This is a genomic window from Thalassospira sp. MIT121401 (assembly GCF_047125595.1).
In the GTDB taxonomy this organism is placed as follows: Bacteria; Pseudomonadota; Alphaproteobacteria; order Rhodospirillales; family Thalassospiraceae; genus Thalassospira; species Thalassospira povalilytica.
On the sequence record NZ_CP138926.1, the window covers coordinates 1677441 to 1690836 of the forward strand.

Annotated in this window: 10 protein-coding genes; 7 read left to right on the top strand and 3 right to left on the bottom strand. The window is 54.6% G+C overall.

Going from position 1 to position 13396, the window contains the following annotated elements:
• Positions 1-42: 42 nt before the first annotated feature.
• On the bottom strand, positions 43-1536 hold the full coding sequence (locus SIB88_RS07565) for an alkaline phosphatase (protein WP_412557775.1): 1494 nt from the start codon (positions 1534-1536) through the stop codon (positions 43-45).
• Positions 1537-1911: 375 nt separating this feature from the next.
• Positions 1912-2451 carry a class I SAM-dependent methyltransferase gene (locus tag SIB88_RS07570; protein WP_412557776.1) on the bottom strand — a complete coding sequence of 180 codons (540 nt, stop codon included), beginning with the start codon at positions 2449-2451 and terminating at the stop codon, positions 1912-1914.
• A 113-nt stretch (positions 2452-2564) separates the two neighbouring features.
• On the opposite strand from SIB88_RS07570, the gene SIB88_RS07575 reads away from it, so the two are divergent.
• Entirely contained in the window at positions 2565-3002 is a 438-nt protein-coding gene (locus tag SIB88_RS07575; protein WP_068519659.1) for a DUF1178 family protein, read from the top strand.
• 286 nt (positions 3003-3288) lie between these two features.
• Entirely contained in the window at positions 3289-4686 is a 1398-nt protein-coding gene (locus tag SIB88_RS07580) for a diguanylate cyclase (RefSeq protein WP_412557777.1), read from the top strand.
• 38 nt (positions 4687-4724) lie between these two features.
• On the opposite strand, the gene ubiG is transcribed toward SIB88_RS07580, so the two are convergent.
• On the bottom strand, positions 4725-5489 hold the full coding sequence (gene ubiG, locus SIB88_RS07585) for a bifunctional 2-polyprenyl-6-hydroxyphenol methylase/3-demethylubiquinol 3-O-methyltransferase UbiG (protein ID WP_412557778.1): 765 nt from the start codon (positions 5487-5489) through the stop codon (positions 4725-4727).
• A 428-nt stretch (positions 5490-5917) separates the two neighbouring features.
• Between ubiG and SIB88_RS07590 the strand changes: the two genes are divergently transcribed.
• The 5 genes from SIB88_RS07590 (at position 5918) to ispG (ending at position 13273) form a co-directional block, all read left to right on the top strand.
• Entirely contained in the window at positions 5918-7138 is a 1221-nt protein-coding gene (locus SIB88_RS07590) for an aspartate kinase (RefSeq protein ID WP_068519662.1), read from the top strand.
• A gap of 152 nt (positions 7139-7290) precedes the next feature.
• On the top strand, positions 7291-8319 hold the full coding sequence (locus SIB88_RS07595) for an NAD(P)H-dependent flavin oxidoreductase (RefSeq protein ID WP_068519739.1): 1029 nt from the start codon (positions 7291-7293) through the stop codon (positions 8317-8319).
• Positions 8320-8324: 5 nt separating this feature from the next.
• Positions 8325-10607, top strand: coding sequence for a phosphoenolpyruvate--protein phosphotransferase (gene ptsP, locus SIB88_RS07600; RefSeq protein ID WP_068519663.1), 2283 nt, complete (start codon positions 8325-8327; stop codon positions 10605-10607).
• Between the two features lie 168 nt (positions 10608-10775).
• The gene (locus SIB88_RS07605; RefSeq protein WP_412557779.1) at positions 10776-11969 is read left to right on the top strand and encodes a helix-turn-helix domain-containing protein; all 1194 of its coding nucleotides are present in this window, start codon (positions 10776-10778) and stop codon (positions 11967-11969) included.
• Between the two features lie 179 nt (positions 11970-12148).
• Positions 12149-13273: a flavodoxin-dependent (E)-4-hydroxy-3-methylbut-2-enyl-diphosphate synthase gene (gene ispG, locus SIB88_RS07610; protein ID WP_068519665.1), complete on the top strand. Its 1125-nt coding sequence runs from the start codon at positions 12149-12151 to the stop codon at positions 13271-13273.
• Positions 13274-13396: the final 123 nt, after the last annotated feature.

Consider the following 13396-nt stretch of genomic DNA (forward strand, 5'->3'; position numbering starts at 1 on the left):
GCAGCGAACTGCGACCGGCAAAGATGGTGGTCAGCGGATGGCTTATTTCGAAGCCATGCTTTCCTGGATTTTCGAGGCATGCGCCATGACGTGGTAGATGAAGTTCTGTTCAACCACACCCTTGAACAGGTGCGACCACGGACCGGCTGCAAAGATTGCAACATCGTCGCCCGCGTGGGTTTCGCTGCTCATCGGGACCAGTGCCTGCTGAAGGTAGTCAATGTCGGTGGTGTCAACATTGGTCAGATCAGCGCGAAGGTTGTCTTTCAGAGCACCCGGGCCGTTCATGTAGCCAAGGGTGGTGTAAGGCTTGCCATCATCGCCTTTTTCTTCGGACAGGCCGAGGATCGGGTTGCCGCGGCTTGCATAACCGGAAATGGTCATGGTGTGCGCGTGGTCGGCGGTGACAATGATCAGGGTGTCATTCAGGTTGACCTTGCCCATGGCGGCCTTGACGGCATCGTTCAGCGCGACGGTGTCTTCAAGGGCGCGTGCGGCATTGCCGGCATGGTGGGCGTGGTCAATACGACCTGCTTCGACCATCAGGAAGAAGCCCTTGTCATTTTTTGCGAGAATATCAATCGCCTTGCCGGTCATTTCAGCAAGCGACGGTTCGCCAGCCGCATCTTTTGCACGGTCGGCTTCATATTCCATGTGCGAACGGTCAAACAGGCCCAGGACCTTTTGGGTTTTGGCCGGGTCGAGTTTGTTGAACTGTTCCTGGTTCCAGATGTATTGCGCACCGGCACCGTTGGCTTCTACCCATTCTTTCGGAAGATCGCGACCATCGGAACGCTGGCCCATTTTGCCGGCATCTTCCGGGTCTTCCATGGTTTTGTCCATGAACATGCGACGACCGCCACCCATGGCAACCTCAAAGCCGTCACCGCCTTCTTTCCATTCGATCATCTGAAGAGCGATGTCCTTGCAGCCGCCTGCCTTTGCTTCTTCGGTCAGGTCGCTGTCGCTTTCCCAGTTACGGTCAGCGGTGTGAACATAGTTCGCAGCCGGGGTCGCGTGGGTCAGGCGGGCGGTGGAAATCCAGCCGGTCGACATGCCTTTTTCTTCGGCCTGTGCGGCGATGCTGGTCAGCGGATGTTCTTTCTGTGCTTCGCAATCACGACGGGCGACTTCCTTGGAAACGCCGATGGTGCCGTTATTGAGCTTAACACCGGTCACCATTGCCGATGCGGTCGGTGCCGAGTCAGCGATCTGGGCGTCATGGGTATAGGTTTTCGACAGTGCGACGTTCGGGAACTGACCGAAAATCAGGCTGTTGCTTTCGCCGTCAACGCCGCGCTTCTGGCCTTCAAAGATACGGGCCGCGGTAACGGTCGGAATGCTCATGCCATCCCCGACGAACAGGATGATGTTTTTGGCACGGTTGGTGTTGTCCTGTTCCATCAGCTTCTGCTGAAGGGTCTGCTGTGCAGCAAGGAAATAGGAATCGTTTGCCTGCGGAAGCTGATCAGCCGCATAGGCAACGTTTGCGCACATGGCACCAGCCAGCGCGGAAGCCACAAGAAGGCGTTTCATTTCGATAGTCTCCCTTATCGAATAATATGCTCGCTGCTATCTGCCCAACAGCGAATGCGGCGGGAGTCTAGTGTCTGTGAAAGGCGCTTTCGTGAAGCAAATATGATTGATCTGTTACAATGTTCGGATGAACCGGAATTCGCCAATTCCCGCGATTTCAAAAGTCTGACGATATGTTTTTACCGGTGTGGTGTGGTCGTGTGGTCGACATCATAAGATGCTGTTATTTATCGATAATTTCGACAAAACAGTAATCTTGGCGTATCCACGAATACGTGACTTGTTGGTATGATGTTTCGAAAGAGCCGATTGTTCATTTGAATGCCGATTTTGCCAGGCCGAACCTTGCGACCGTGACCGGTCCTTCGGGCCCGATCATTCGTTTTCAGGTGGAGCCGGCTTTTGCGCAACGATCGCCTGTTTGACAGAAACCGGTAATCCGGTATCGCTGTCGCGGACGGGGCCTTGTTGGGCGGTGATGATATTCCAGTCGGCAAAGGTTTCGTTCAATTCATCCGGGCGCAGCAGAAATTCCGGTGACCGTGGCCGGCCAAAACGTTCATTGCCGACCATGAATGTTTCATAGATCAGGATGCCGCCCGGGCTTGTTGCCGCGCGCAGATGATCAAACAGCGGGCGATGCAGGTAATTGACGACGACAATCAGATCAAACTGACGGTTTTCAAGGGGCCAGTTCCCGGTTTCAAGATCGGCCTCGATCCAGTTGATCGCCCGGTTGCTGGGCTGTTCGATACGCGAAAGATCGCGATCAATTGCCGTGACATCCCATCCCTGATTGGCCAGCCAGAAACTGTGCCGTCCGGCGCCGCAGGCAAGGTCGAGTGCGCGGTTATGTCCCGGCGTTGCCACGGGGCAATGTTGTGTGATCCAGTCCGATGGCAATTGGGATGACATTTTTGTAAATCTTGTTTATTGAAGGTTTCGCATGTGACTGGCGGAATGCGCCCGGTCAGGCCATATTACAGATACCTTAATTCTGCGACATATCGGTTTCCACAAGTACCATCATGATTCTTTTTCAGCTTAAATGCGAACATGATCACGAATTTGAAGGCTGGTTCAAGGACGGCGCGACCTATGACACGCAGGCCGCAAGCGGCGATTTGTCCTGTCCGGTTTGTGGCACGTCCAATGTGGGCAAGGCCCTGATGGCACCGCGATTGCGCACATCGCGGCAAAAGGAACTGGCAGCGGAAAAACAGCAGCAAAAAGCCGTGGCCGAAGCAACCAAGGCCGCGATTGCCGAAATCCGCAAACAGGTCGAAACCAATTGCGAACATGTCGGTGACAAATTTGCCGAGGAAGCCCGCAAAATCCATTACGGCGAAGCTGAAAAACGCGGCATCTATGGTGAGGCATCGCTGAAGGAAACGGTCGAACTCGTCGAAGAAGGCATCGACGTTCACGCCTTGCCCTGGGGCGATGACACCAAGAAAAAGAACTGACAGCACAGCAGGCGGACGGGTGTCTTGATATGCAAATTGCAATCATCGAAAGTTGCCTGCAATTGCATTGAAAGATTTCTGTTCCTCCCCATTTGAATGGCTGGAGCTATTCGGAGGGAGAGGTTCGGGGAAGCGAAAACATCGCGATTTCGGTATTCCCGGCATTGGCTTGAAAACCAGAATGGCCTGAAGGCCATCACAGAAATCGTTATCTGATCAGACGGCTCTCCCACGCGCGGACCATAAACCGTGTCCGGTTCAACCGACCGAAGAAGAGTGTGGGGAGATGAAGATTGATTTTAACGAACTGAATCTGAAGACCCTTCTTGATAATTCCATCGTCGGCGTGGTGATCCATGACTGGGATACATCGATCGTCTATGCGAACCCGCGGGCGATGGATTTGCTGGAAATGAGCTACGATCATCTGATCGGAAAAACATCATACGATCCGCAATGGCACTTTGTTGACGAACAGCACAGGCGGTTGATGGTTTACGAATACCCGGTCAACAGGGTGCGTAAAACCAACACCACGATGGTCAACGAAGTCTTTGGCAAGGTGAATGAGGAAACCGGTGACGTCAGATGGTTTCTGGTAAATGCCTATGTCGAACGCCAACCCAATCTGCCCGATGGCAAAGGCTTCATTGTTGTTTCCTTCAATGACATTACCGACCGGCAGAACCTGTTTTCCTATGAACATATTCTGGAACATGCCGGGGATGTGGTCATCGTTACCGAAGCCGATCCGATAGAGGCACCGTTTGGCCCGAAAATCGTCTATGTGAACAAGGCGTTCGAAAAGCTGACAGGATATTCGCGCGACGAAGTCATCGGTGAAACACCGCGCATATTGCAAGGTCAATTGACCGATATCGAAGCCTGTCGACGCATTTCCAGGGCCCTGCACGAAAAAACCAATATCCGCGAGACATTGCTGAACTATTCCAAAACCGGAAAGCCATATTGGCTTGATATGAGCATCATGCCGCTTTTGGGGCGAAATGGTCAGGTTACCCATTTTGCGGCGATTGAACATGATGTGACGGAATCAGTATTTAACGCGCAGCAACTTGAACGACGCAATGCGGAGCTCAGGCAAATCAAGGACTCGCTTAACAAGCTTGTTCAGGAAAAGACCCGTCAGCTTCGCGAAGCCAATATGAAGCTTGAGCAGCTTGCCTATTATGATGCGTTGACCGGCGTTCCCAACAGGCGCAGCTTCACCGACCAGTTGCAAAAAATGTTCGGGTTTTGTGTGCGCAACAGTTACCCGTTGCTGGTCGGCATTTTTGATATTGATGACTTCAAATATGTCAATGATACGCACGGTCACGGCGTAGGGGACGAGGTGCTGGTGCAATTGGCGCGTGCGGTTGACGATCAGTTCCGCATCGAAGATGTGTTTGGCAGGATCGGCGGCGAAGAATTTGCCTTTGCCTCAATCGTCAAAGAGCGCAAAGCAGCGGACATCCTGTGTGCCAGGGTGCTGTCAAATGCACGGTCATGCCAGGTTGAGCTTGCCGACGGTCAGCATGTGTCGATCACTGTCAGCCTTGGCGCATGTTTCGTGGTTCCGAGCAACGGCATCGATACGGACAAGGTCTTGCAGGTCGCCGACCGGGATCTGTACGAAGCCAAAAGGTCGGGCAAGAACCGGTTTGTGATTTCGCAGTGTTAGGGGCCGTTTCGCGGCCCCGGGTTCAGGCAGTCCCGGATTCAGGCAGCTTCGGGCTTGCGGGCGATGACCATGTAATTGACGTCAAGATCGCGCGGGGCGGGATACCAGGTATCCTTGATCGGGTTATAGGCAACACCGGTGATATCGGTCAGTTCCAGACCGGCACCACGCAGATAGCCCGACATTTCCGACGGTTTGACGAATTTGCGCCAGTCATGAGTGCCAGCCGGCAGCCAGCGCAGAACATATTCAGCGCCGATCTTGGCCAGTGCCAGTGACTTGATGGTGCGGTTAAGGGTCGCAACAAACATCAGTCCGCCCGGTTTGAGAACCGATGCACAGGCCTGCATGAAGAATTGCGGATCATCGACATGTTCGATGACTTCCATATTGAGCACGATATCAAACTGTTTGCCTTCATCGGCCAGCATTTCCGGCGTGCAGCAACGATAGTCGATTTCAAGTCCGGACTGTGCTGCATGAACCTTGGCGACTTCGATGTTGTTTTCCGCAGCATCGATCGAGGTCATTTTGGCCCCCATCCGTGCCAGCGGCTCTGACAACAGGCCCGCACCACAGCCGATATCGATGATTTCGATATCTTGAAGAGGTTCGATCTGTGCGGGGTCACGCCCGACATGGGCACAGATATTGTCCCGCAAAAGCTGCAAACGCACCGGGTTGAAGCGGTGCAGCGGTTTCATCACGCCATTCGGATCCCACCATTTTTCTGCCATCGCGGAAAAACGCGCGATTTCCTCGGCATTGGCGGTGCGGCTGGTTTTGGCGGATGCGTCCGACATGGCGTGGCTCCAAAGGCGTGACATCAGTATGTGTGTTCTGTGCCCTGTTTACGCGGGCCTGATCGGCAAGGCAATACTCAGCTGACAAATGCGCGCGCCCATTGTCGCCGATCGGGCATCAAAACCATGTCTGAGGTGATCTGCATTGCCGGTATGGATCGTCAGGGTTTTTGGGTAAATTTCGCACGATATTTCACTGAATTTGCATGTGCGGAGCCATTCGGGACATATTTGGCTTATAAAAATTGCTCCGACGCAATTTATCGGCTGCGTTGATGCTTGTTTCGCGATGATTATGGAAGTATTGATAACGCCGCCCGAAACAGGGGACGCGCCGACACGATGGCATTGCATCCCTGCCAGGGAACCGGATCACATACCGTCTCGTTCGGATCGCCGATGGACGGAGAGCATAGCGGGGATACTTCATGGCCCGTATTGTCATGAAATTTGGCGGCACTTCGGTCGCTGATGTTGATAAAATCAAAAACGTAGCACGTCGGGTCAAGGCCGAGGTGGACGCTGGCAATCAGGTTGCTGTGGTCGTCTCTGCCATGTCTGGCAAGACCAATGAACTGGTCGGTTGGGCGCAGGAAGTCTCGCCGATGTATGATGCACGCGAATATGACGTCATCGTATCGTCGGGTGAGCAGGTTACCGTCGGGCTTCTGGCCATGGCGCTGCAAAGCATGGATGTGCCTGCGCGTTCCTGGCTTGGATGGCAAATTCCGATCAAGACCGATGGCGCACATGCCAAGGCCCGCATCAAGGAAATCGATACCACCGAACTCGACAAGCGCATGAATGGCGGCGAAGTCGTTTGTGTGGCCGGGTTCCAGGGGATCGCACCGGACAACCGGATCACCACGCTCGGACGTGGCGGGTCGGATACGTCTGCTGTGGCGCTTGCGGCGGCACTGAATGCGGATCGTTGCGACATCTATACCGATGTCGAAGGGGTTTACACCACCGATCCGCGCATCGTGCCCAAGGCCAAGAAGATCGAAAAGATTACCTACGAAGAAATGCTGGAACTGGCTTCGCTGGGTGCGAAGGTCCTGCAAACCCGTTCTGTCGAGATGGCCATGAACCATCGCGTCCGGGTACAGGTCCGCTCGACCTTTAGCGAAGCAGAAGGAACACTTGTTGTAGACGAGGACGAAATCGTGGAACAGGAAGTCGTCAGCGGAATTGCCTATAGCCGTGACGAAGCCAAGATCACCTTGGTTAAAGTCGCTGATAAGCCGGGTATTGCCGCTTCTATTTTCAGCCCGCTGGCTGATGCGAATATCAATGTCGATATGATCGTGCAGAACGTCTCTGAAGACGGCAAAAGCACGGACATGACCTTTACCGTTCCGCGGGGTGAATTCCAGCGTGCGCTTCAGGTCATCGAAAAAAACAAGGACAAGATCGCCTATCAGGAACTTCTGAGCACTTCGGATGTTACCAAGGTATCGATCATTGGTGTCGGCATGCGTTCGCATGTCGGTGTCGCGCGCAAAATGTTTGAAACCCTTGCTGAAAAGGGCATCAACATTCAGGTCATCTCCACCTCGGAAATCAAGGTCAGTGTTCTGATCGCCGAGGAATATACCGAACTTGCAGTTCGTGCCCTGCACACTGCTTATGGTCTTGATGACGAATAATTTCGACAGTCCGATCGCTTTTGCGCGATTAAGCCACTGTTAAATTACGTGTAATACTACATACTGGTCGCAACGATGTGTTTCGGCCATTTGTGATGAAATGGCAGGGGATCAATCGGTCTCCTGCATTTCTGCTTTGGGGTACAGAAAATATGAGTGATCCGAAATTCGACGCAGCACACGCGCGCCTTGAAAAACTGTGGGCAGCGGGCAAGGAATTCCTTGGAACCGATTATGCCATCATGGCTGGCGCAATGTCGTGGGTGTCTGAACGTCATCTGGTTTCGGCGGTCTCAAATGCGGGCGGTTTTGGTGTAATTGCCTGTGGCTCCATGACCCCGGATTTGCTGTCGGCCGAAATTGCCGCGACCAAGGAAATGACCAAAAAGCCGTTCGGCGTCAATCTGATCACCATGCATCCGCAGCTTGATGATCTGATCGAAGTTTGCCGTGAACATAATGTCGGTCATGTGGTTCTGGCTGGCGGTTTGCCGTCGTCAAACTCGATCAAGCAGGCCAAGGAATTCGCCAAGGTTGTCTGTTTTGCCCCGGCACTGGTTCTGGCCAAGAAGCTGATCCGTTCGGGTGCCGATGCGCTGGTGATCGAAGGCAGTGAAGCCGGTGGCCATATCGGCCCGGTATCGCTGACCGTTCTGGTTCAGGAAATTCTGCCAAACATTTCGGACATTCCGGTTTTCTGTGCGGGTGGTATCGGACGCGGCGAAGCAATTACCGGTCTGCTTGAACAGGGTGCGGCGGGTGTGCAAATCGGGACTCGTCTGGTGTGTGCCGAAGAATGCATTGCCCATCCCGATTTCAAGAAGGCCTTCATTCGCGCAAGCGCGCGTGATGCTGTCACCACCGTGCAGCTTGATGACCGTTTCCCGGTTATTCCGGTCCGTGCCCTTGCCAACAAGGGAACCGAGGAATTCCGCGAAACCCAGCGCAAAGTCATTGAAAAATTCCGTTCAGGCGAACTTGATCAGGGTGCCGCCCAGCTTGAGATCGAACATTTCTGGGCCGGGGCATTGCGCCGCGCCGTGATCGATGGTGACGTCGAAAGTGGATCGGTTATGGCAGGGCAGTCGGTTGGTATGGTAAAGAAAGAACAACCGGTTACAGAAATTCTGCAAGAGTTGGTCGAACAGGCCGTTCATTCCCTGATTAAGAGAGACGACTAAGCCAAATGAGCATTCCCTCCGCCGCAGTCTCTGGTCCGCGACGCCTTTTAAAGCGCGTCCGTGACGTTATGGCTGGGCCGGGGACTGCGGAAGAGCGTCTGGGACAGATCGTAACCATCATTGCTGCTGATATGGTGGCAGAGGTGTGCTCGGTCTATGTCATGCGCGCGGGCGAAGTGCTTGAACTGTTCGCGACATGTGGTCTGTCCAAAGAGGCGGTCCACATGACCCGCCTGCGCGTTGGCGAGGGCATTGTCGGCTTTGTTGCCGCCCATGCCCGTCCGCTTAATCTCAAGGATGCGCAAAAGCACCCGAACTTTGCCTATCGCCCGGAAACCGGCGAGGAAATCTATCATTCCATGATCGGTGTGCCGATTTTGCGCGGTGGTCGCATTATCGGGGTTCTGGCCGTTCAGAACCGCACCGAACGCCTTTATTCCGAAGACGAACAGGAAGCGCTTGAAAACGTTGCCATGGTGCTGGCCGAAATGGTCGCCGGTGGTGAACTGGTCAGCCGTGAAGAACTGCTTCCGGCTGATGGGATTGCATTGTTGCCGCTGCGTCTGGGCGGGGCGCGTCTGGCACCCGGGATCGGCAAGGGGCTTGCCGTTCTTCATGAACCGCGCATCGTCATTGATCGCATGGTGTCCGAAGACCCGGAAGAAGAACTGACGCGTCTGCGCGAAGCCATGCACGGGCTTCAGAACCATCTCGACAAAATGCTCGAAGCGGTATCGGGTATTGATGGCCTGAACGAGGCCGACGATCCGGGCGATATTCTTGAAGCCTACCGGATGATTGCCCAGGATACCGGATGGCTTAACCGCATCACAGAGGCGGTCCATACCGGCCTTACCGCAGAAGCCGCGGTGCAAAAGGTCCATGACGATACGCGTGCGCGCATGGCGCAGGTCTCCGATCCGTATTTGCGCGAACGTCTTCATGATCTCGAAGATCTGGCCAACCGGTTGTTGCAGCATCTTTCCGGGCAATATCAGTCCCCGGCATTTGGCGATCTGCCTGATGACATCATTCTGGTTGCGCGCAATATCGGTCCGGCCGAACTTCTTGATTATGATCATACCCGGTTGCGCGGTCTGGCGCTTGAAGAAGGGTCGCATACCTCGCACGTGGCGATCGTTGCCCGTGCGCTTGATATTCCGGTTCTGGGCGGGGTCAAAGGGGTTCTCGACAAGGTCGAAGCCGGTGATCCGCTGATTGTTGATGCCGACAATACCCAGCTGTTTGTCCGCCCGACCGAAGATGTGCGCGCGGTAATTGACGGCGCCCTTAAGGCCCGGGCCGAACGCAAGGCGCTTTATGCCCAGATGCGCGACATGCCCGCACGCACCACCGATGGTGCGGATATTTCACTTAATGTGAATGCCGGTCTTTTGATCGATGTCCCCCATGTGGTGGAAAGCGGTGCGGATGGTATTGGCCTGTACCGGACGGAAATTCCGTTCATGGTGCGATCGGCCATGCCCGATATCACCGACCAGACGCGTCTTTACGACCGCATTTTCGAACAGGCGGACGGACGTCCTGTTGTGTTTCGGACCCTTGATGTCGGGGGTGACAAGTTGTTACCCTATTGGGAGGACATGACAGAAGAAAACCCGGCAATGGGGTGGCGGTCGATCCGCATCACCCTGGATCGCCCGGCAGTGCTTGTGCATCAGTTGCGCGCCCTGATCCGGGCCGGTCATGACCGGGATTTGTATGTCATGTTCCCGATGATCGCAGAAGTGGCCGAGTTTGATCAGGCCAAGCAGCTTCTGGATCAGCAGCTTAAACGTGAAGCCGAACGCGGATTTGTGCCGCGCAAGGTCGAAGTTGGCGCAATGCTCGAAGTGCCCGCCCTGATCTGGCAGGCCCCGACATTGCTTGACCGGGTGGATTTCCTGTCGGTTGGGACCAACGATCTTTTGCAGTTCATGTTTGCTGCCGATCGCGGTAACCCGCGGATCGAAGGACGGTATGATACCCTGTCACCGAGTGTATTTGCATTTATGCGGCAATTGGTGACATTGTGTGACCAGCGGAATGTCCGCCTGACCATTTGTGGTGAAATGGCGGGGCGGCCGCTCGAAGCGATGGCTCTCATCGGTTTGGGAATCAAACGATTGTCAATGGCGCCTGCATCTGTCGGTCCTGTGAAGGAAATGGTCAGAAGCATGTGCAAGGCTGAAGTTGAAAGATATGTCCTGACGATAATGGACAGTTCCACCAGATCTCTGCGTTCGCGTCTTAAGGCTTTCGCAATAGATCATGGTGTAAAACTTTAAAAAACATCGCTTTTGGTGGGGGTATCTGCTATTTTTATTGCTAGATCGTAACGTGGGGGTGCGGAGTTGGCGATCAAAAAGCGAAAGGAAGATCATTTGGGTGATGAGTCCCGTGAACGCCTGCGTTTCAGGCCTTTATCCGGGGACCAGCCATCGAATGATGTTGTGATGGACGCAGAGAATAATCAGTTCGGCGGTGGAAGTGCCGATGTCGGAAGCCTGCTTAAGGCGACCCGTACCGGATTGGGGCAATCAGTCGAAGACGTTTGCCGTATGCTCCGTATTCGCAAAATCTATATCGAAGCCATTGAAAACAGCGACTATTCGATCTTGCCGAATGGTCCCTATGGTCTTGGCTTTGTAAAGGCATATGCCGAACATCTTGGATTGGACGGGGCAGAAATGACCCGTCGTTTCCGCGAGGAAAGCAACGCGCCTGCGGTTCGCAGCGAATTGTCATTCCCGAAACCGGTTCAGGAAAGCCGTGTGCCCGGTGGGGCGGTGCTGCTGATTGCCGTGATGCTGGGTCTTGGTGCTTATGGCGGATGGTACTATCTGTCGAGCCAGGGCAAAACCATTGCTGATCTGGTTGATCCGTTGCCCGAACGCCTGGCAAGCTATTCGGCAAAGCCGGTCGAGCCGGCTGAACCGCGTAATCTTGAAAACGCAGCCGAGGCACAAGCCGCCGAGGCCGATGTTACTGCAACAGCACCGGTAACCCCGGAAACGGCGGCGAATGACGCATCTGATGCGCCAGTCACCCCGGTCGTGCCGTCACAGGAAACTGCAACCGCGACAGAAGAACCGGTCGCGGAACCGCAATCGGCACCGGCCGCCGAAGTTGCAGAAGCAACCGAGGCAACGGGCGCATCTGATGCACCGGCACCGGTTGTGACCGAAGAACCCGCAGCCACGCCTGAAACGGCACCTGCGGCAGTGGCAACGCCTGCGCCGGCTGAGCAGCAACCTGCTGCTTCGGCATCGGCACCGGCACCGGCGGCACCCGCAGCGGAAGTTGCGTCGGTTCCTGCGGCACCGGAAGTCGAAGAAGCGGGCGGTGCCCGTGTGTTCGGGGCGGTCAATGTTGACAGCCGTGTCACGATTTCGGCGGTTGAGACCAGCTGGGTCCGCATCCGCGAGTCAGATGGCAATGTGCTTCTGACCCGTATGCTGACGGCAGGCGATACCTATAAGGTGCCGAATCGTGATGGCCTTAAACTTGAAGTCGGCAATGCCGGTGCGCTGACCTATAGCATCGACGGTGCGGACGCCAAGCCGGTCGGCGATTACGGTGCGGTGATTTCGGACTTTTCGCTTGATGTCGATGATCTGACACAGGCTGATCAGCCGACTGCACAGTAACTTTTCTGCCATCGAACTGGCACGGAACTGTGATCTGATGACGAAGGCGACCCAATGGGTCGCCTTTTTCGTGTCAGATATGCAAAATCTGGCTGAAAATCTGTCAGGCAACGGTTTCTAATCTGTGCCTGATAAGCTATATACACCCCCAAGACATCTTGAACATTTTGGAACACGAAATGAGCGTCCGCCCATATCGCGATATTGAACGCCGCCAAAGCCGCAAAATCCGTGTTGGTAATGTGGAAGTTGGTGGAGATGCGCCGATCTCGGTGCAGTCGATGACCAATACCCTGACCACGGATGTGAACGCGACAGTTGCGCAGATCCATCGTCTGGAAGAAGCGGGTGCGGATATTGTGCGTGTTTCCTGCCCCGATCAGGAATCAACCGCAGCCCTGAAAGACATCATCAAACAGGTGCATGTCCCGATCGTTGCCGACATTCATTTCCATTACAAACGCGCGATCGAGGCCGCCGAAGCCGGTGCTGCGTGTCTGCGCATCAATCCGGGTAATATCGGATCGACCGACCGCGTGCGCGAAGTCGTCAAGGCAGCCAAGGATCATGGTTGTTCGATGCGCATTGGCGTGAATGCCGGGTCGCTCGAAAAGGAGCTCCTGGAACGGTACGGCGAACCTTGCCCGGAGGCGATGGTCGAAAGTGCGCTTAACCACGCCAAGATCCTTGAAGATCAGGATTTCCGCGAATTCAAGATTTCGGTAAAGGCATCGGACGTGTTCCTTGCTGTTGCCGCCTATTACGGTTTGGCCGAAGCATGCGACTATCCGCTGCATCTTGGCATTACCGAGGCCGGTGGTCTGCGCGGTGGTACGGTAAAATCGTCGATCGGTATGGGCAACCTTCTGTGGGCCGGTATTGGTGATACGCTTCGTGTGTCGCTGTCGGCTGACCCGGTCGAGGAAATCCATGTCGGGTTTGATATTCTGAAATCGCTTGGCCTTCGGACCCGTGGTGTTCAGATCATTTCCTGTCCGTCCTGTGCGCGTCAGGGCTTTAACGTGGTTGAAACCGTGGCAGAACTTGAAAAGCGTCTCGCCCATATCTCGACCCCGATTTCCCTGTCGATTATCGGCTGTATCGTCAATGGCCCGGGCGAAGCCCGCGAAACCGATATCGGTCTGACCGGGGGTGGTGGCGGAAATCACAAGATGTATATTTCCGGCCGTCCCGATCATAATATCAGCACCGAAAAGATGGTCGACCATATCGTCGAACTGGTCGAAGAACGGGCTGCCAAGATCGAAGCCGAAGAAGCAGCAAAACAAACCGCAGCGGAATAGCAACGCTGTATTGATCAATTTTGGCTTTCCGCCACACCGGCGGAAAGCTATTTTCATTTTCGCATGAATTTGCGCAACGCGGATTTTCGCGCAAATATCTGGAATTCAAGTTAGATCGGAGAC

Coding starts and splice junctions, on each gene's coding strand:
- SIB88_RS07565 (WP_412557775.1), bottom strand. CDS start 1,536: ATGAAACGCCTTCTTGTGGCTTCCGCGCTGGCTGGTGCCATGTGCGCA.
- SIB88_RS07570 (WP_412557776.1), bottom strand. CDS start 2,451: ATGTCATCCCAATTGCCATCGGACTGGATCACACAACATTGCCCCGTG.
- SIB88_RS07575 (WP_068519659.1), top strand. CDS start 2,565: ATGATTCTTTTTCAGCTTAAATGCGAACATGATCACGAATTTGAAGGC.
- SIB88_RS07580 (WP_412557777.1), top strand. CDS start 3,289: ATGAAGATTGATTTTAACGAACTGAATCTGAAGACCCTTCTTGATAAT.
- ubiG (WP_412557778.1), bottom strand. CDS start 5,489: ATGTCGGACGCATCCGCCAAAACCAGCCGCACCGCCAATGCCGAGGAA.
- SIB88_RS07590 (WP_068519662.1), top strand. CDS start 5,918: ATGGCCCGTATTGTCATGAAATTTGGCGGCACTTCGGTCGCTGATGTT.
- SIB88_RS07595 (WP_068519739.1), top strand. CDS start 7,291: ATGAGTGATCCGAAATTCGACGCAGCACACGCGCGCCTTGAAAAACTG.
- ptsP (WP_068519663.1), top strand. CDS start 8,325: ATGAGCATTCCCTCCGCCGCAGTCTCTGGTCCGCGACGCCTTTTAAAG.
- SIB88_RS07605 (WP_412557779.1), top strand. CDS start 10,776: ATGGACGCAGAGAATAATCAGTTCGGCGGTGGAAGTGCCGATGTCGGA.
- ispG (WP_068519665.1), top strand. CDS start 12,149: ATGAGCGTCCGCCCATATCGCGATATTGAACGCCGCCAAAGCCGCAAA.